The following is an 18,757-nucleotide window of genomic DNA, read 5'->3' as shown; positions in this document are numbered from 1 at the left end:
GCCTGCATCACAGGCCGGATATAAGACTGCTGCTCGCTGGCTTCCATCTCATCCAAGCGGCTCTTGCCAGGCCGGGAGGCGTCCATATAAGGCTCTCAGCGCGCGTCGAAGGCCAGCCGCGCCCGCAGCAGGATCTGGCGGCCGTAGATGTCGTAGTTCTCGTCGTTGAAGTAGGGATAGGCGCCGTAGGTGCGGTCGCGCGGCGGCATCGTGTTGGCGAGGTTGTCCACCGTCAGCGCGAAGGCGAGCCGGCGGGTGGGCGTGTAGCCCAGCGTCCAGTTGAAGGTGATCCAGGGGTGCAGCCGCGCCGCGCCGGCGTAGCCGGCGCCGTAGAGCGTGGCCGCGTAGTTGGGCGTGGCGCCGTAGCGGCGCCCGTACAGCGTGCTGGTCCAGGCGCCGCCCGGGCTGGTCCAGTCCAGCGCGCCGGTGAACATGCTCTTGAACTCGGTGCTGGACCGGGGATCGGCGAGCTGGCGTACTTTCGGCATGCCGGCCGCGAAGCGGAAGTCGTGGCTGAGCAGGTCGTTCCAGTCCAGCTCCAGGCGCAGGCTGCCCAGGCGGGTGGGGGCGAAGCGGTAGCGCAGCGAGGCGAACAGCGAATGCACCGTCTCGCTGGACAGGTTGACGTAGGTGGTGACCACGCTGTCGATCGGCCCGCCGGCCATCGGGCGGCGGACCTGGCCGTCGACCGGGTCGGTCAGCGCGCGGCACCGGGCGGAGGCGGGATCGAGCTGGCCCAGCCGGCAGCGCGCCTCGTCGTAGGCGAGCAGGTTCACATCCTGTTCCACCTCCTCGTTGCGGATGGCGATGTCCAGGTAGTCGAGGCTGAGGTCCAGCCGCCCGGTGGGCGACCAGGCGGCGCCCAGCGTCCAGCTGCGGGCATCGGTGGGCTTGAGCGCGGGGTTGGCCAGGGTGGTGCCGCGCACCTGGTAGGTGTAGTCGGCGCACTGCGTTTCGCCGGCCAGCGCGCACCGGTAGTAATCGGTGACCGGGATGTAGTAGCCCGAGGGGCTGAGGAACAGCGCGGACAGGTCCGGCGCCTTGAACGCGGTGGTGTAGTTGGCGCGCAGCAGCAGCTCGTCGAGCGGGCGGTACTCCACCCCGAGGCGGTAGGTGAAGCGGCGGTTGGTGTGGCCGGCGCCGGCGTAGCGGTCGTAGCGGCCGGACAGGTCCAGGGTCAGCGGCTTGAGCAGCGGCAGGTTCAGTTCGAACGCCGTGGCCGCGTGCGTGCGGTGGCCGCCGCCGCCCGAGGCGGCGTGCCCGAACGCCAGCTGGTCGGTGAACAGCGGGTCGATCGGCTCGTGCCATGACTCGCCGCCCGCCTCGGCCAGCGCGGCGAAGCTGGCGCCGCCGCCGGGCAGGTTGAACCAGGCGGTGTTGCCCATGGTGAGGCGGGTGGTGTCGATGCGCGTGTCGCTGGCCTCGTCCGCGTCCTGGGCGAAACCGGCGTACTGGGCAGGCGACAGGCCCTGGAAGAAAGCGTTGTAGTCGGGACGGTACAGCTGCAGGCCGGTGGCCGGGTCGGTGGCGCCGGTGGCGTCCAGCAGGGTGTCGAAGAAGGCGTCCACGCGCGGGGTGACCAGCAGCGGTTCCTCGACGTGTGTGCGGTCGCCGCTGCGCAGGTGGTAGAGGTCCCAGGTCCAGCCCGAGTCGCCGAAGCGGCCGTTGGCGCCCAGGTCCGCCTGGTAGAGCAGGTCGCGCTGGCGGGTCATCTGGCCCGGCGCGCCGTCCGGCACCTCTTCCGGCGCGAAGGTGCGCACCGGGTACAGGATCCGGCGGCTGGCGGCGTCCTCGATGGCGCCGCCGGGCAGGTTGTCGGAACTCCAGGCGGTCGGGCCGGTGTACCAGCGTTGTTCCTGCCAGTTTCCCATCACGTCCGCGTACAGCCGCAGGTGGTCGCTGGCGAGGTAGCGCAGCTTCACCAGGCCGTCGTAGCTGCGTTGCTGGTTGCCGTAGGTACGGTAGGCGTTGCTGCGCAGCGAGCCGCAGTAATGCCCCACGCGGCTGTTGCCGGCGAGTACGGTGCTGCCGTCGTAGAGGCTGCTGTCGCAGCCGGCGGGCGGGTCGAGGAAACGTTGCGGCTGCTGGTCGAAGCTGGCCGGCGTGCCGTAGTCGAGGATCACCGCCTGGGGCGGCGGCTGGCCGCCCTGCGGACCCGCGCCGGTGGTGAACGGGCGCTGGTAGCCCCAGATCGGCGCGACGTTGGCGAACTCCAGCGCGGCGGTCGCCTGCCAGCGGCCCTGCTCGCGGCCCCAGGTGAAGGTCATGCGCTGGCTGGCGCCGCCGCCTTCCGGGTAGCGGCCCACGCGCAGGTCCACCGTGCTGCCGTGCAGGGACGAGCGGGTGACGATGTTGACCACTCCGCCGATCGCCTGCGAACCGTAGATCGCCGAGCCGCCGCCGGCCATCACGTCGATGTGGTCGACCAGCGACAGCGGCAGGTTGGCCACGCTGGCGGCGATGGTGGTGCCGTTGTACGGGCGGCCGAAGCGCGCCAGCGGCTTGCCGTCCACCAGGACCAGGGTGAACTGCGGGCCCAGGCCGAACAGGCTGATCGGTTGCGCGCCCTGGGTGAACGAGCCCGACACCTGCGGTCCCTGCACCGAGCCGGTGGCGAACACGGTGTTGCGCAGCGCGTCGGCCACGCTGTCGAAGCCGCGCGCCTGGATCTGCGCCGCGGTGAGGGTGAAGATGGGGGTGGCGGTCTGCACGCGGGCGTCGCCGATCAGCGCGCCGCTGACGGCCACCGTGGCCAGCGTGGGCGCGCTTGCCGCCGATGCGCGCAGCGGTATCGCGCGCACCGTCACCGGCCGCACCGGGGGACCGGGCAGCAGCACGAAGCCGCTCGCGCCCAGGGCGCGCCAGGCCAGCCCGGTGCCGGCCAGCAGGCGCCCGAGCGCCTCGCTCGGGGTGTAGCGGCCGCTCAGGCCGCGGGTCTGCTTCCCGGCCACCAGCGCGGGCGCGTAGGCCACCTGCACGCTGCCCTGCGCGGCCAGCGTCTCCAGCGCGCGGTCCAGCGTGCCGGGCGGGATCGCGTAGACATGATGCGTCGCCGGCCCGGCGGTGGCCGTCACGGCCCGCGGCCCGGCCGCCGCCGGCGACGCGGCGGCGAGCAGGCATGCCGCAAGCATGGCCGACGGCCATGGCTTTCTGGTTCTCGCGCGCTTCGGCGGCATGCGGCTCCTGTGTCTCCCCCGGTGCACCGCAGCGGGAGCGATGCCCTGCATGCGTGCCGGGCAGGCCCGGCTTCGTGTCCCGTCGGGACATCATAAGGCTGAACCGCCAGTTCATTGCCGGCTTGCGTGGCATTTCCGCCATGGCGCCTGCCCGGCGGGACGGACGGTGAACTGGCGGCCGGTGGGCCGGGCGCTGCGCTGGTCGCATCCGGCCGGGGCGGGATGCCCGTGCTGGAACGACGGCGGGGGCGAACGCCGCGTGGCGCTCCCGGCACATGCTTCGGGAGGCGCCGGGATTGCAGGCTCTTACCGGGCCCGCGCGGGGGCCTGCCCCTGCGCGAGCGGCAGCAGCAGCACGCGGTCGTCGCCCTCGTGGCGCGCACGCACGGGCCAGCCGCGCTGCAGCAGCTGCAGCATGGTCTGCGGATCGTGCGCATCGAACACGCCGCTGATGCGCATGTCGGCCAGCGACGGATCACCGATGGCCACCTGCAGGTGGTTGTAGCGGTTCATTTCGTCCAGCAGCTCGGACAGGCGCCAATCGTGCACGAACAGCTTGCCCTGCATCCAGCCTTCCGCGGCCTGCAGGTCGGCCGGCTGCGGCGGCGAGATGCGGCCGTCGCGACCGAACCAGATTTCCCGCCCGCCGTGGCTCAGCGACGCGTGCCGGGTGGCGTGGTCGGGGGCGGCGGTGGTGATGTCGACCGCGCCCTCGAGCAGGGTCACGCCGGTGCAGTCGGCGCTGGTGCGTACCTGGAACACGGTGCCGACGTCGGTGACGGTGCCGTTGCCGGCATGCACCACGAAGGGGCGCTGTGGGTCATGGTGCACCGCGAACTGGGCGCGGCCGTGCAGCAGGTCGACGCGGCGCTGGTGGTCGTCGTAGCTCACCCGCAGGCTGGACCGCGCGTCCAGCACCACGGCGGTGCCGTCGGCGAGCTGGATGCGGCGCTGCTGGCCGGTGGCGGTCTGGTAGGCGGTGCCCTCGACGGGCATTCCGGCCCGGTGCGCGCGCGGCAGCAGCACCAGTACCGCCAGCGCGGCGGCGGCGGCCATGGCGGCCGTCGGCAGCAGGAAGGAGAGGCGCCGGTACCAGGGGACGGGAGGCGCGGCATGCAGCGCGCGCCAGGCGGCCACCACGTCCGGGTGGCGCACGGCGTCGGCGCCCTGCCGCCACAGGCGGTCCAGTTCGTGCCAGGCCGCGGCATGGGCCGGGTCGGCGTCGCGCCAGCGCGCGAAGGCGGCGCGTTCGTCCGCGGAGCAATCCGGCTCGAGCATGCGCGCGAACCAGAGCTCGGCGTCGCCGGGGCGGCCGCTCGCGGTGGTTTTCGATGGAATCCCCGTGTTCATGCCGGTTAGAACGTATCCGAGAAGGAATCGCCTACCATGCTTCGCAGCCTGGCCATGGCGGTGGCGATGCGCTTTTCCACCATTTTCACCGAAATGCCGCACTGCGCGGCGATCTGGGCCCGGCTGAGCCCCTGCATGCGCTTGAGCAGGTAGACCCGCTGGACCTTGGGCGGCAGGGCCAGGATCGCCCGGGTGAGGCGCGCCACCTGCTCGTCGTAGACGGCGCGCTGCTCGGGCGTGTGCTCGTCGGTGACCAGCGGCAGGTCGTCCAGCGGCACGTGGTCGCCGCTGCGCCGGCTGGCGGCGGCACGGTGCTGGTCGCAGGCGACGTTGGCGGCGATGCGGTAGAGCAGGGCCTTCCAGCCCTCGGGCGATTCCTGGTCGCGGTAGCGCAGCAGCCGGGCCAGGCTCTCCTGCAGGACATCCTCGGCGTCCTGCTCGGTGGCCGTGCGCGAGCGCAGGAACTGCAGCAGCGGGCGGCGCTGGGCGCGCACGAAGGCGTCGAAGGCGCTGTCGCGCGCATCCGCCGCCGGGACCGCCAGCGGCGCGAACGATGCGTTGTCTTGGCTACCGCCCATGTCCACCCGCGTTCCCCACCCCGAGCGGCCAATGTGCGGCAAAAGCCGGTGGCGGCGCAACCGGTGCGGCGCCCCGTTCAGCCGCCGCCGCCGCGGGGCCGCCCGGCCGCGGCGGCGGCCGGGCGGCATGCCGTCACGGGGAGGCCGGCGGCAGCGGGGCGAGGTGCAGGGCGCCGATGTCCGCCTCGTTCAGCGGCCCGCCGCTGCCGCCCACGCCGCTGGTGTAGTGGGCGAAATGGGCGAGGTCGCTCATGTTGAAGCCCTGCTCCAGCGCGAAGGTGCAGCGCGCGCCGGCCTGCGCGGCGAACGTGCCGGTGGTGGAATCCTGTCGGCGCACGCTGTGCGGCATCACCAGGATCGCCTCCTGCGGCGCGCTGCCGGCGCAGTCCACCCGCAACCGCTTCACCGCGGCGGTGACGCCGGTTTCGATCGAGCCATGGTCGTTGGCGTAGTCCAGCCAGGCGCGGAAACGGCCGCTGGACGGCGCCGTCCATGTGCGCGGCCAGTCGCCCTGCCGCTGCGCCACGTCGCCCACGCAGGTGGCCGGGCTGGGCAGGGATTCCACGCCGTCCTGGCCGACCCGGGTGAGGCTGAGGCAGCGCTGCGCGGGCGACCACGGCAGGCTCAGCGTGCCGTGGATCGGGCCATGGCGATGGCCGTCGACGTACAGCACGCCGTCGCCCTGGACCTTCCAGTGCGCGCCGTCGCGCGTCACCGCGGGCGCGGCGGGCGTGGGCGGTGCGTAGGTCGGCGCGTCGGTGCGCAGCGGCGCGTCCGGCACGCGGATCGCCTTCAGCGTCACCACCGTCTCGTCGCCGTGCCGCGCGGTGGCGCCGGCCACCAGCAGGTTGCCGTCCAGCGTGGCTGGGCGCACCAGGGTGATGCGCCGCTTCGGCAGCTGCAGGCGGATGCGGTCGTGCGTGCCGAACAGCAGCGGCACCAGCGAAGCCGGCAGCTCGGGTTTCACGCGGCCGTCGTCCTCCAGCCCGAACACGCCTTCGGTGACCATGTCGAGGTAGCCGGCCACCGACCACAGCTGGCGCGGCGAATCCACCACCGGGCCGCTGAGCTTGCCGTCGTCGACGTGGGTGGCCTGCGTGGCGAGCTCGTAGTTCTCCATGTTCGAGCCGGCCAGCGCGGCGCCGCGCAGCAGCGACTGCAGCTCGTGCGCGATGCGTGCCGGCTGCCGCGTGATCCGCGCGGCGCGCAGCGCGTAGGCGCTGACGAAGGGCCAGATCGCGCGGTTGTGGTAGATCGGCTGGTCGGCGCGCTCGGGCCAGATCACCGGGCTGCCGGCGGGCCAGGCCGGGTAGTGCGCCAGCGACGACTTCGCGCGTCCGGCGTCGGCCACGCCGCTGGTCACCGCCAGCGACAGGCCGAGCAGGTCGTAGGCCTCCACCGGCTGGCCATCGCCGCCGAGGTAGCTCATGTACATGCCGCGGTCGGCGCGCCAGAAGCGGGCGTTGATCGCCTGCTTCAGCGCCTCGGCCTGCCTGCCGTAGGTGGCGGCGCGGGCATCGTGGCGCTGTTCGGCCATCCGCGCGGCGAGGCGCAGCGCCTCGTACTGCAGCACGTTGGTGGACAGCGCGAACGACTGCGCGATGTAGACCACGTCGTCCGCCGTCCACCCGGGGTAGGTCTGCTGGCGCCAGTCGAGGAACGAGGTCTCGCCGCGGTACAGGCCGAGCCGCGGGTCGAAGATGTACTGGCGGTCCTGCGCCAGGGTGTCGTTCAGCGCCTGCCACACCCGGTCGGCGAAGGCCTTGTCGTCGAGCAGGTGGCGCGCGGCGAGGAACCACACGATGCGGTCGGTGCTGATCGGCCAGCTGCCGCCGGAACCGGTGTCCTGCATGGGATAGAGGCCGTGCGGCACGTCGCTGGCGCGCACGCCGGAAAGCTTGAATTCGAGCCCGTTGCGCGAGCGCGCGGGGTCGAAGCGCCACAGGCCGAGGTCGACCGAGTAGGACAGGTCGCGCGTCCACACGTAGTGCCAGTTCTGGCCGGTCTCGAAGCAATGGCACGGCATCGCCTGGCCGTGGTCGAAGGCTCCGTCCTTGATCGATTCGACCGAGTCGAGCTTCAGGTCGTCCTGCGCCATCGCGAACAGACCGTCGAACAGCGGGCTGGCGGTGCGCACGGTGGCGGGCGGCGCGGGAATGCGGCGTTCGCCCGCGGGCGAGTGCAGCACGTAGCTGCCGTCGGCATTCGCACTGATGCGGGCCTGCTGGCCGTGCCAGTCGAGCTGGCTGGCCTGGATGGCGGGCGAGGTGGCCAGAGTGGCGGCGAGGATGGTGGCCGTCAGCATGGCCGGCACCGCGTGGGGAGGATTCGTGTCGTCTGCATCGTCTGTGTTTCCTGTGGATCGGGCTGCGTTCCGTCGACGCAGCGTTTTGCCCGTCATCCCGGCCTGCGTCTTGCCGGATGAACTCCTCCCCCTGCTTTGCAGGGGGAGGTCGGGAGGGGGTAGCGCTTTTTGACCTTCAGGCCAGAAGCACCCCTCCCCAACCCTCCCCTGCAAGCAGGGGAGGGGGCCTTCAGTGTGCCTTTTTCCGGACGCCCGTGGGCTTATGCCGGGACGGCGGCGGGCTCACTGCGCCAGTATCGCGCCGTAATGCCCCTGCACGCTCACCACCACGTTGCCGTTGCTCACGGTGTAGTGGCTGCCGCTGAGCAGGTCGGTGACGGTGCTGCCGTTGGCCATGCTGAGCTGCCACACCGGCACCGTGACCGTGTGCGTCACCGAGTCGTCGTTGAGCGCCACCGCGATGCGGTGGCTCGCGTCGAAGCGGCCGTAGGCATACAGGTGGTGGGTGTCATCGGTGAGCAGGCTCATGAACGAGCCGGTGCGCAGCGCGGCGTAGCTGTTGCGGATGCCGACCAGCTTCTGCGTCAGCGCCACCGCGGCGTTGGTGGTGGTGGCCTGCGACCAGTCGAAGGTGCGCCGGTTGTCCGGGTCGGCGCCGCCCTGCATGCCGTATTCGTCGCCGTAGTAGATGGTCGGCGTGCCCACGTAGGTCATCTGGAAGATCAGCGCGAGGTAGGTCTTCCAGATATCGCCGCCGCAGCGCGTGGCGAAGCGCGAGGTGTCGTGGCTGCCGAGGAAGTTGGTCATCACCTGCTGCACGTCGGTGGGCAGGTCGGCGCGGGTGCCGCGCAGCCAGCTGTCGAACTGGCTGGCCGGGATCGAGGCGCTGTTGCCGCTTTCGTCCACGCCGCAGATCCATTCCGATACCGGCTGGACGAAGCCGTTGTAGTTCATCGCGCCGTCCCATTCCTTGCCGTCGTCGAGCCAGGACGAGGCGTCGCCCCAGTACTCGCCCACGATGTCGGCGTTGGCGTTCACCGATTTCACCGCGCTGCGCAGCTCCTGCATGATCTGGTGGTTGGTGGCGTCGCTGCCGTCGTTGCCGCCGGCGTCGAGGTACTGCGCCGCGTCCAGCCGCCAGCCGTCGATGCCGTAGGGCGACTTGAGATACGTCTGCACCACCGAGCCGCTGCCGGCGTAGATTTCGTTGCGCACCGCCGAGCCGCTGGCGCCGTAGTCGAGCTTGGGCATGCTGGCGATGCCGAAGAAGCCGCTGTAGCTGTTCGGCCATTGCTGGAAGGTATACCAGCCGTACCAGGTGCTGGACTGCGACTCGTAGGCGCCGTTGCTGCTCCACCAATGGTACTTGTCGAACCACTGGCTGGTGTCGCCGGTGTGGTTGAACACGCCGTCGAGGACCAGGTAGCCCTTCGGCCCGTTGCCGGTGCTGTGGATGTCGCCGATCAGCGTCTGCAGCAGCGCGTTGCTGCCGAAGGCGGGGTCGACGGTGAAGTAGTCCTCGGTGTCGTACTTGTGGTTGGTGGGCGAGTGGAAGATCGGGTTGAGGTAGATGATGTCCGCGCCCAGCGTGTTCTTGATGTAGCCGAGCTTGTCGATCACGCCCTGCAGGTCGCCGCCGAAGAACACCGCGCTGTTGCAGCCGCCGACGTTGGAAGTGACGCTGGTGCCCCAGGCGTGCTGCTCGGTGGCGCAGCCGGCGTAGGTGTACTGGCCGTTGGTGACGTCGTTGGAGGTGTCGCCGTCGTAGAAGCGGTCGGGGAAGATCTGGTACATCACGCCGTTCTTCATCCAGTCCGGCGTCTTGAAGCCCGGGATGATGAAGAAGTCGCCCGAGGACGGCTCGCTGCTGGTGGTGCCGGCGGCGTTGAGCCAGGCGGTGCTGCTGCCGTCGTTGACCTGGAAGCGGTAGTACTTCTCCGAACTGCTGGCGGGCACCGTGCCCTGCCAGTAGTCGAACACGCCGGTGGGGTCGTTGGACGCCCAGTGCATCGCCACCCAGTGGAACTGGCCGTCGGCGCTGTCGTAGTACTTGATGTTGGCGCTGGTGATGTCGCCCTTGAAGGTGCGCAGCGTCAGCGTCACCGCCTGGCTGGCGGTGGGCTCGGGGTGGTTGTCGTACAGCGGGCCCTGGTCGTGGAACAGGCCGTTCCATTCCACGTTGTTGTCGTTGCTGGACGCGAGCGCCGCCCCGAGCGGCAGCAGGCCGAGTGCCATGCCGAGTGCGAGCGCGAGGACGTGGCGTCCGGATGTCGTTTTCCTGCCTTTGCACATCGAAGTCTTCCTCCAAGCTGGATGAAACCCGATCCATGCAAGCATGGACATCTGCCGGCCGGTGGCCGGTGTTGCCCGTCATCCCGGCCTGCGCCGGAATGACGGCTCAGGGCGTGAGCACGATGGCCTGCGCCTTCGCCGCCGCCACGCGCACCCAGGTCACTTCGCCGTAGCGGTCGTGGCCGTGCGCCCAGCCTTCGCCCGACGCCTGGCCCAGCGCGTCGGTGCCGGCGAACGACGGCAACGGCTTGCCGTTGGCGGTGACACCCGCGGCGGCGGTGCCGTGGATCTTCAGCAGGTAGAACTTCAATGCCGGCGCGTAGCTGCCGCGGGCCGCGGCGAGGTCCACGCGCACGCCGTTGCCGGTGCGCTGCAAACCCAGGCGCTGGCTGAAGTACGCGCCGTGCTCGTAGGCGTAGGTCTCGCCGTCGTCGTCGTAATAGTCGAAGCCGGTGGCTTCGGTGGCGGGGAACAGGTCCACGTCCAGCGTCGTCACCGCGCGCTGGCCCACGTGGTCCATCGGCGGCCAGGTGGGGATGATCGCGCCGGCGCGGATGAACAGCGGGATGTCGGCCCAGGTCTTCGCGTCCACCGGGTAGTCGATGGTGCGGCCGCCCGCGTAGACCTTGCCGGTGGACCAGTCCGTCCAGGTGCCGGCGGGCAGGTAGATGCGCTTGGTGGTCTGGCCCTGCCGCACCACCGGCGAGACCAGCAGCCAGTCGCCGAACAGCCAGGCGTCCACGTCGTTGCGCACGTTGGCGTCGTGCGGCCAGGCGAAGGCCAGCGGCTGCACCAGGCCCACGCCGCGCGCGCTGGCGCGGTGCTGGTAGCTGTAGATGTAGGGCAGCAGCGCGTAGCGCAGGCGGATGGCCCGGGTCGCCGCCGCCTCGGCCACCGGGCCGTACTTCCATGGCTGGCGCTTCTCGCCCTCGGTGCCGTGCACGCGGAACACCGGCGTGAACGCGCCGAACTCGATCCAGCGCGCGTAGTTCTCGTCCGACGGGTGGCCGAAGAAGCCGCCGCCGTCCATGCCCCACTGCATCTCGCCCACGGCGATCGCGCTGAGCATGCGCGGGCGCTGCGCGGCCATGCTGGCGAAGCCGGTCTGGATGTCGCCCGACCACAGGCCGTAGGCGTAGCGCTGCGAGCCCAGCCAGAAGTTGCGGTTGATCGACCATACGCGCAGCTTCGAATGCGCACGCTGGCCGTCCCAGGTGGCGCGCTGCATGTTGAGGAACTGGGTGTCGCTCTTCGTGGTGTCGGCTTCGTCGTTCCACCAGCCCACGATGCCGGTGTCGAAGCTGTGCGCCAGCTGCGGGTTGAACCACCACGCGCGCGCGGCCGGCTTGTCGAAGTCGATGTCCTTCACCGGCTGGTGCGAGAAGTAGTCGGGGCTGGCCTTCTCGCCCGGCAGCCACAGGTCGTGTGCGGTGGCGTAGCGGCCTTCGACCGTATTCACGTGCACGCGCGGCTTCATGATGCCGGTCATGTGCACGCCGAGCGCGTCCATGTCGGCCTTCAGCTTGCCGGTGGGGCCGTCGGGGAATTTCGCCGGGTTCCAGCTGAACTCGCCCCAGTCCTTGCCCCAGTCCTTCCAGTCGAAGTCGAAGGTGAAGGCGTCGAGCGGAATGTGCCTGGCGCGGTAGGTGGCGACGATCCGGCGGAACTCCGGCTCGTCGATGCCCCACTGGCTGTTGATGAAGCCGTTCGCCCACTTCGGGAACAGCGGCGCGTGGCCGCTCAGGTCGGCCAGTTCGCCGAACAGCTGCGGCGGGTCGCCGGCCATCAGGTAGACGTCCACCGCCGGCTTGGACAGGCCGGTGATGGCGATGCGGCCATCCTTCAGCGCGAAGTCCGCGCCGTCGCTGTCCACCAGCACGCCGTAGCCCGCGGTGCTCCACACGAACGGCGCGCCGGCATGGCCCTGCTCGCCGGCCTTGGCCACCTGCGCGCCGGTGCGCAGCAGGCCGGCGGAGGCGTCCTGGTCCTTGTCGTAGCCGCCGATGCCGTACAGCGCGTCGCCCGGCGCATGGATCAACCGCACTTCGCCCTGCGCCAGCGCGGCGAGGTCGAGCGTGAGCAGCGGGTGGTGCCGCGCGTCCTGCAGCTCCAGCGTGCCGGCGGCCTTGTGCCAGACCGCGGCAAGGCGGTCGCTGGCGAGGGTGAGCGTGGCGCCGTCGTCGCGCACGCGCGCGTCGGCGACCTTGGCCGGCTTCGCCTGCGGGTCGAGCACCAGCGTGTGCGTGTCGGTGGCGCGGGCGGGCAGCGCCTGCACGTGTACCACGCCGGCGCCGTCGAGGCGGATCGAGACCTGTTCGGCACCGAGGCGGAAGGCCACGCCTTGCGCGTCGGCGTGCACGGCCGCGGCGGTGGGGGCGGCGGTGGCGAGCAGGGCGGGCGAGGCGAATGCGAGGCCGGCGACGAGGCCGGCGGCGAGGGCGACGGCGAGCGAGCGGCGCGTGATGGCGTGAGTGGCTTTTGAGGTAGGCATGGCGACGTGGAAGCGGTGGTGGGTAGGGAAGATGGCTGGCTGGCGATGCCTCATGCTCTTGCCCGTCATTCCGGCGAAAGCCGGAATCCAGTGAGGTATGCGTGCGAAGCACACGACACCGGCTTTGCGTGCTTCGCACGAGTCATTCGACTGGATTCCGGCTTTCGCCGGAATGACGACGTCGAAGTGCGCAGGCTGATCTGCCGGCGCCCCATCACTGCAACACCACGCTGGTATAGGCCGGCACGCTCAGCGCCCCGCCGTGGATCGCCACGCCCGGACCGGTCTGCTTCAGCACATGGGTGAAGCGCGGCTCGCCGGGCACGTCCAGCGCCATCGTCTGCGCCGTGCCGGAAAGGTTGTGCACCACCAGCACGGTGTCGCGGCCGGCGGTGCGTTCCCACGCGGCGAGCTGGTCGCTGGCCTCGGGGTAGGCGCGGAAGCCGCCGTCGCGCAGCGCGGGCACTTCGCTGCGCCAGTGGATCAGCCGCGTGTAGAGGTGCAGCAGCGAGTGCGGGTCGGCCTGTTCTGCCTCGACCGAGACGGCAGCGCCGTTGGCGGGATCGGTGGCCTCCCAGGTGGTCTCGCCCTTCGCCTTGGTCGAGCGCGCCCAGCGCATCGGCTCGCGCAGCGCGGGGTCGGGCTTCCTGCCCAGCGTGCCCAGCTCCTCGCCGTAGTAGACGTACGGCTCGCCGGGCAGGGTGAGCAGCATCGCGGCGGCCATGCGCATGTGCTGCGGGTTGCCGTCGAGCTGGCTCATCACGCGCTCCTGGTCGTGGTTGGACAGGAACGGCGCGTCCTTGATCGGGCGGCCGCCGACTGCCTGGTAGGCGGCATAGGTGCGGTCGAGGGTGGGGCCGAGGCCCTGGTTGCGCTCGCTCTTCGCGGCCTCGATCAGCTGCGCCGCCAGCGGGAAGTCGAACACCGCGTCCAACGGCTTCAGGTACGGCGCCAGGTCGGTGGCGGCGGGCTGGGTCACCTCGCCGACCAGGTAGGCGTGCGGGTTCACCGCGTCGAGGCCGCGGCGGTAGGCGTTCCACCAGTCGAGGTTCTTCGCCAGCGCGGCGGGGTCGTCCACGTCCCAGCGGAAGTTCTCGTAGATGTGCCGGGCGGCGTCGAGGCGGAAACCGTCCGCGCCCTGCTTCAGCCAGAACCGGCCGACCTTGATCATCTCGGCGCGTACCGCCGGGTTGTCGTAGTTCAGGTCGGGCATGCTGGACGCGAAGATGCCCAGGTAGTGCTGCTTGCCCGCGGCCTGCCAGGCGCGGTCGCCGGCGGCGCTGGGGCTGTCCAGGTCGGTGTACTTGCCGGCCCAGGTGTACCAGTCGCGGTAGGGGCTCTTCGGGTCCAGCGCGGCCTTGAACCACGGGCTCCGGTCGCTGGTGTGGTTGATCACCATGTCGATGATCACGCGGATGCCGCGCCGGTGCGCCTCGTCCGCCAGGCGGCGGAAGTCGGCCAGCGTGCCGTACTGCGGGTTCACCGCCTGGTAGTCGGTGACGTCGTAACCGTGGTAGCTGGGCGAGGGATTGATCGGCATCAGCCAGATGCCGCTGACGCCCAGCGACTGCAGGTAGTCCAGCTTGGCGGTGACGCCGTCGAGGTCGCCGATGCCGTCGCCGTTGGTGTCGTACCAGCTGCGCACGAAGATCTCGTACCAGACGCCGGAGGGTGCTGCCTGCGTTGGCGCCGCGGTGGCGGCCGTGGGCGCGGTGGCGGCCTGCACGGACGGAATGCCCAGTGCGAGCAGCCCGGCGAGAATGGCGGTGGCGAAATGGCGGCGGATCACGGGCGGCTCCGGCAGGCGATGGCGGGGCGGGCGGCGGCGCGGCTCACGCGGCCGCCTCGCGGAAATGGCGGTCGACGAACTCGGCATGCGTGGGCATGCTGGCCACGGCGCGCGCGACCAGGGTGCGGATGTTGCCGAGGAACTCGTCGAGCTGCGCCTGGGGCAGCGCGTCGGCCAGCGGGTGATAGTGCCGCGGCACGATGCCCTGGCCGACCATCACCTGCAGCCAGCCCATCTCGGTGAACAGTTCCTCGCCCTCGCGGAAGACATGGGCGTGGCGGCGGAACAGTTCGATGCGGTGGGCCAGGCCGTCGGGCAGCGCCATCGTGGCGCAGTCGCGCCAGAAGGCGCTGTCGTCGCGCTCGTTGGCGTGGTAGTGCAGCGCGATGAAGTCGCGCGTCTGCTCGTACTCGGCGCGGGTCTTGCGGTTGTACTCGGCGATCAGCGCGGGGTCGAAGCGCTTGTCCGGGAACATCGTCAGCAGGCGCGCGACCGACGACTGCATCAGGTGGATGCTGGTCGATTCCAGCGGCTCGATGAAGCCGCTGGCCAGGCCCAGCGCGATGCAGTTGCGGTGCCAGATCCGCTTGCGGATGCCGGTGTGGAAACGCAGCTGGCGCGGTTCGCCCAGCGCCGGGCCTTCCAGGTGGCCCAGCAGCGTGGCGGTGGCCTCGTCGTCGCTGACGTGGCGGCTGCAATAGACGTGGCCGTTGCTGTCCAGGTGCTGCAGCGGGATGCGCCACTGCCAGCCCGCGCGCTGCGCGCTGGCCTGGGTGTACGGGCGGATCGCATGGCCGTGCTCGCTGGCCACCACCACCGCGCGGTCGCAGGGCAGCCAGTGTTGCCAGCTCTCGTAGCCGGTCCTGAGCGCGCCCTCGGTAAGCAGGCCGCGGAAGCCGGAGCAGTCGAGGAACAGGTCGCCGGCGACCACCTCGCCGCTTTCCAGCTTCACCGATTCGATGAAGCCGTCCCCGCCGCGCAGCGCCACGTCCACCACCTTGCCCTCGGTGCGGCGCACGCCGCGCTGCTCGGCATGGCGGCGCAGCAGCTGGCCGAAGCGCGCGGCGTCGAAATGGTAGGCGTAGCGGATGCCGGTGAGCGGGCTGCCGCCCACCGTGTCCATGCGTGCGAAGCGGTTGGCGTCGGCGGCCTGCGCGTTGATCGAGTAGGCCCACAGGTCGGGCGCCCGCGGGTCCGCGCGCCGGTTGCGCAGCCAGTAGTGCTGGAACGGCAGCAGGCCCAGCGGCAGGCCGACGTCGCTGAAGGCGTGCAGGTAGCTGTCGCCGATCCGCCGCCAGTCGTTGAACTGCACCGCCAGCTTGATGGTGCCGCGGCAGGCCTTCAGCAGCTCGTCCTCGTCGATGCCCAGGAAGCGGCCGACATGGCGGATCTGGGGGATGGTCGCCTCGCCCACGCCGACGATGCCGATGGCCTCGGACTCGATCAGCCGGATCTCCAGCGCGGGGCCGAACGCCTGCGCCAGCAGCGCCGCCGCCATCCAGCCGGCGGTGCCGCCGCCCACGATCACCACGCGCCGGATACGCAGGTCGTTCATCTCGTCGCCCATGGCAGCGTCCCGTTCGGGTGGCCGCGCCCCGGCGCACGGGGCGCGGCCCTGGAAAAAAACGCCCCGCCGGATGACGCGCAGCGGGGCACTCGGGGAGACACGCGATAAAACGGCTTACTGGAACTTGTACGAGACGCCCAGCGAGTAGGTGCGGCCGTAGCGTTCCCAGATCAGCACCTGGCGCGGATCGTTGTTCTGGTACGTGGAGAAGATCTTGTTCGACAGGTTCGAGCCCTGCGCGATCAGGGTCAACCCCTTGAACGAGCCGTGGTCGAAGGTATAGCTCACCTGCGCGTCGTAGCTGCTGCCGCCCTTCAGCGTCTGCTCGATGCGCGAGGAGCTGATGCCCGACACCTCGCCCAGGAAGCTGGAGCGGTAGCTGTCGCTGACGCGCGCCTCGAAGCCGTCGTGCTGGTAGTACAACGTGCCGTTGGCGACCCACTTGGACAGGCCCGGCACGGTGATCGGCGACGGGTTGTCGCCGTACACCAGCGAGCTCTTGGTGCGGTTGCCGGTGAGGATCATGCCGAAGCCGTCGAGCGTCGGGGTGAGCAGGTTGAACGGCAGGTTCAGGGTCACCTGGGCGCCCTTCACGTAGCCGTGGCCGTCGTTGGTGGGGCCCGAGACGATGCCGTACGGCGTGCCGAGCTGGGCGGCCTGCGCGCTCGTCAGGTACGACGGGATGAACGCGCTGAAGTCGTACAGGTAGGCCGCGTTCGGGTCGATGTAGTCCTTGAGCTCGAGGAAGTAGCCGGACACCGCGAAGTAGCCGCCGCCACCACCGCTGCGGCACAGGTCCGAGTTCTTCTGGTCGGCCGAGTTGCACTGGTAGCCGGACGCCGGGCCGGAGAAGTAGTGCTCGTAGCTGATGTTGTAGTTGTCGGCCCTGGTCGGCAGCAGCCTGGCGTTGCCTCCGTTCGAGCTGAAGAAGGCCTGGTTCGGGTCGGTCGAGGTGAGGTGGGTGATGTTGCCGCTCACGTTCTGGCTGGCGTTCATCTGGTCCATGCGCGGCTGGGCGATGGTGCGTGCCGCACTGAAGCGCAGGTCGTCGTTGTCGGTGAAGCCGAAGATCAGGTTCGCGCTGGGCAGGTAGCGGGTGTAGCTGGTGCCGCCCGTCACGGGGATCAGGTCGGTATGGCCGCCGGTGACGCTGCTGCCGGGGGCCACGCGCTCACCGGTGGAGGTCTGGTGGGTGTGGTCCACCTGTACGCCGACATTGCCGCGCAGGCTGACGCCGCCCAGGTAGGTGTCGATGTTGAGCTGCACGTACGGGTTCAGGTCGCGCTCGCGCACCTTCCAGTTCGGCGGCAGCGGCAGCGAGGACATGAACACCGGCACCTCGGTCAGCGTGCCGTTGCCGATCAGCGCGAACGGGTTGTAGCACTGCATCGAGCTGATGCCCATCCACGACAGCGGCGAGCAGCCGCTGGCGCCCTGGATCGGGGCGGACATCACGGCGCTGCCGCCGCTGATGAAGCCGCCGCCGAGGGTCAGGAAGTTCTGGTCGATGTTGTAGGTCTTGTTGCGGGTGCTGTACGAGGCGCCGAATTCCAGGCTGGAGAACGGGCCGCTGACGAAGTCGCGCTCCACGCTCAGGCGCAGGTTGGCCAGGTAGTCGACCGTGCGCGGCGCGTTGATGAAGCCGGCCTGCACCACGTCGTTGCCGGCGCCCCAGCCGTCCGGGTCGGTCAGCACCACGCCGCTGCCGTAGTCGAGCGACGGATCGACGTGGAGCAGGCCGTTGCCCAGTTCATTGAAGCCGATGGTGTCGGTGGCGCCGGTGCCGTTGTAGCCGGTGCCGGAGTAGCTTTCGAGGTTGATGTCGTGCCGGGTGGCGCGCGAGTAGTTCGCGTCGAGGTCGGCCGACCAGTTCTCGTTGATGTGGAACTTGTTGTCCCAGTTGAAGTTGTAGACGCGCGCGGTGGTGCTGTTGTAGTCGTTGCGCACGATCGGCTTGACGTTGCTGTAGGTGCCGTTCTCGACGAAGCCGTTGGACACCGTGCCCGGGCTGAGGCCGACGTTGGAGCCCCAGAACAGCGGCAGCTCCATGCCCTTGGCCTGCTGCACTTCCTTGAAGTTGTCGTAGGTCAGGTCGATGGTGCCGGTGTAGAACTCGTTCGGCTGCCACTGCACGGTGGCCAGGATGCCGTTGCGCTTCATCGAGTCGGTGATGCCGTAGTTCTTCGAGCCGCCCACCACGACCGGGCCGCTGGCCGTGTTCGGATAGCCCCACGGCGCCTGGTGCTCGACCTGCGACGGGTTGTTCTCGAAGTCCACGCCCAGCGTGACGCCGATGGTGTGGTCGGCGAACTGGTTCACCCACACGCCGTTGAGGTTGTAGCCCTTGTTGCTCACGCCCGAGCCGCTGGACAGCTGGGACATGTCGTTCCAGATGTACTTGGCGTTCACCGCCGCCTCGGGGCCGTTCTTGTCGAGCGGGCGGATGGTGTGCATGTCCACGGTGCCGGCCAGGCCCTGGCCGACCAGGTCGGCCTCGGGCGACAGGTGCACCACCACGTTGTCGAACCAGCTCGACGGGTACTGGTCGAACTGCACGTCGCGGTTGTTCGAGGTGGAGACCTGCTGGCCGCCGTTGATCAGCGCGGTGGAGAAGTCGGGGCCCAGGCCGTGGATGGTCAGCACCTGCGGACGGCCGTCCACGGTCTGCACCGCGAGGCCGGGCAGGCGGCCCAGGGTGTCGGCGATGGAGACGCCGGGCAGCTTGCCGACCTGTTCGGCCGACACCGCCTCGACGATGGTGCTGGCGTTGCGCTTCAGCGCGGTCGAGTTCTCGATGCTGCTGATGAAGCCGTTCACCTGCACGGCGGCCATCTTCGTCGTGTCGCGCTTGGCGGGCTTCTTGCCGTTGGTGTCGGTCTTGCCGTCCGGCGCCGCCTGCGCCTGGGTGTCCTGCTGCTGGGCGGCGGCGGTGCCGGCGTGCGCCACGGCGCACATGCCAAGGCAGACCGACGCGACCGCGAAAGCCAGCGCGTTGTGCTTCAGAGCCATCGTTTTCCCCTCCCACGAAGGATATTGAGTCGCCGCCGTATCTGTGTCGTTGGGTTCCCGCGCTTCCGTCGGCGACGACCGTCGGCAGGTGTGCGGCCGAAGCGTGTCCGGCGGCGTGATCGCATGGTAGGGCCGCGTTTCAACGGCCCACCAGTTTTTGCATACGTATTCATGGCGATCGCGAAAGCGTGCGGATCGCA

At 70.2% G+C, this 18,757-nt stretch carries 9 protein-coding genes; all 9 read right to left on the bottom strand.

Going from position 1 to position 18,757, the window contains the following annotated elements; genetic code table 11:
* Positions 1-95: 95 nt before the first annotated feature.
* Positions 96-3,131 carry a TonB-dependent receptor gene (locus tag QMK61_RS13590; RefSeq protein ID WP_302072762.1) on the bottom strand — a complete coding sequence of 1,012 codons (3,036 nt, stop codon included), beginning with the start codon at positions 3,129-3,131 and terminating at the stop codon, positions 96-98.
* Positions 3,132-3,482: 351 nt separating this feature from the next.
* Positions 3,483-4,454, bottom strand: a complete 972-nt coding sequence (locus QMK61_RS13585; protein ID WP_302072761.1) for a FecR domain-containing protein — start codon at positions 4,452-4,454, stop codon at positions 3,483-3,485.
* Between the two features lie 77 nt (positions 4,455-4,531).
* A complete protein-coding gene (locus QMK61_RS13580; protein WP_302072760.1) occupies positions 4,532-5,104 on the bottom strand; it encodes an RNA polymerase sigma factor in 573 nt (190 codons plus the stop codon).
* A 133-nt stretch (positions 5,105-5,237) separates the two neighbouring features.
* Complete coding sequence (locus QMK61_RS13575; protein WP_302072759.1) at positions 5,238-7,409, bottom strand: Six-hairpin glycosidase-like protein; 2,172 nt, start codon at positions 7,407-7,409, stop codon at positions 5,238-5,240.
* A gap of 282 nt (positions 7,410-7,691) precedes the next feature.
* Positions 7,692-9,644, bottom strand: coding sequence for a glycoside hydrolase family 13 protein (locus QMK61_RS13570; protein ID WP_302072758.1), 1,953 nt, complete (start codon positions 9,642-9,644; stop codon positions 7,692-7,694).
* A 163-nt stretch (positions 9,645-9,807) separates the two neighbouring features.
* On the bottom strand, positions 9,808-12,192 hold the full coding sequence (locus tag QMK61_RS13565) for a TIM-barrel domain-containing protein (RefSeq protein ID WP_302072757.1): 2,385 nt from the start codon (positions 12,190-12,192) through the stop codon (positions 9,808-9,810).
* Between the two features lie 214 nt (positions 12,193-12,406).
* Positions 12,407-13,981: an alpha-amylase family glycosyl hydrolase gene (locus tag QMK61_RS13560; RefSeq protein ID WP_302072756.1), complete on the bottom strand. Its 1,575-nt coding sequence runs from the start codon at positions 13,979-13,981 to the stop codon at positions 12,407-12,409.
* A gap of 43 nt (positions 13,982-14,024) precedes the next feature.
* Positions 14,025-15,548: a tryptophan halogenase family protein gene (locus QMK61_RS13555; RefSeq protein ID WP_302072755.1), complete on the bottom strand. Its 1,524-nt coding sequence runs from the start codon at positions 15,546-15,548 to the stop codon at positions 14,025-14,027.
* 114 nt (positions 15,549-15,662) lie between these two features.
* The gene (locus QMK61_RS13550) at positions 15,663-18,557 is read right to left on the bottom strand and encodes a TonB-dependent receptor (RefSeq protein ID WP_302072754.1); all 2,895 of its coding nucleotides are present in this window, start codon (positions 18,555-18,557) and stop codon (positions 15,663-15,665) included.
* Positions 18,558-18,757: the final 200 nt, after the last annotated feature.

Origin of the sequence: Fulvimonas sp. R45 (assembly GCF_030504985.1) — a bacterium.
Lineage (GTDB): Bacteria > Pseudomonadota > Gammaproteobacteria > Xanthomonadales > Rhodanobacteraceae > Rhodanobacter_A.
Note: the sequence above shows the minus strand (reverse complement) of the source record. Positions and strands in the feature narration are given on the sequence as shown.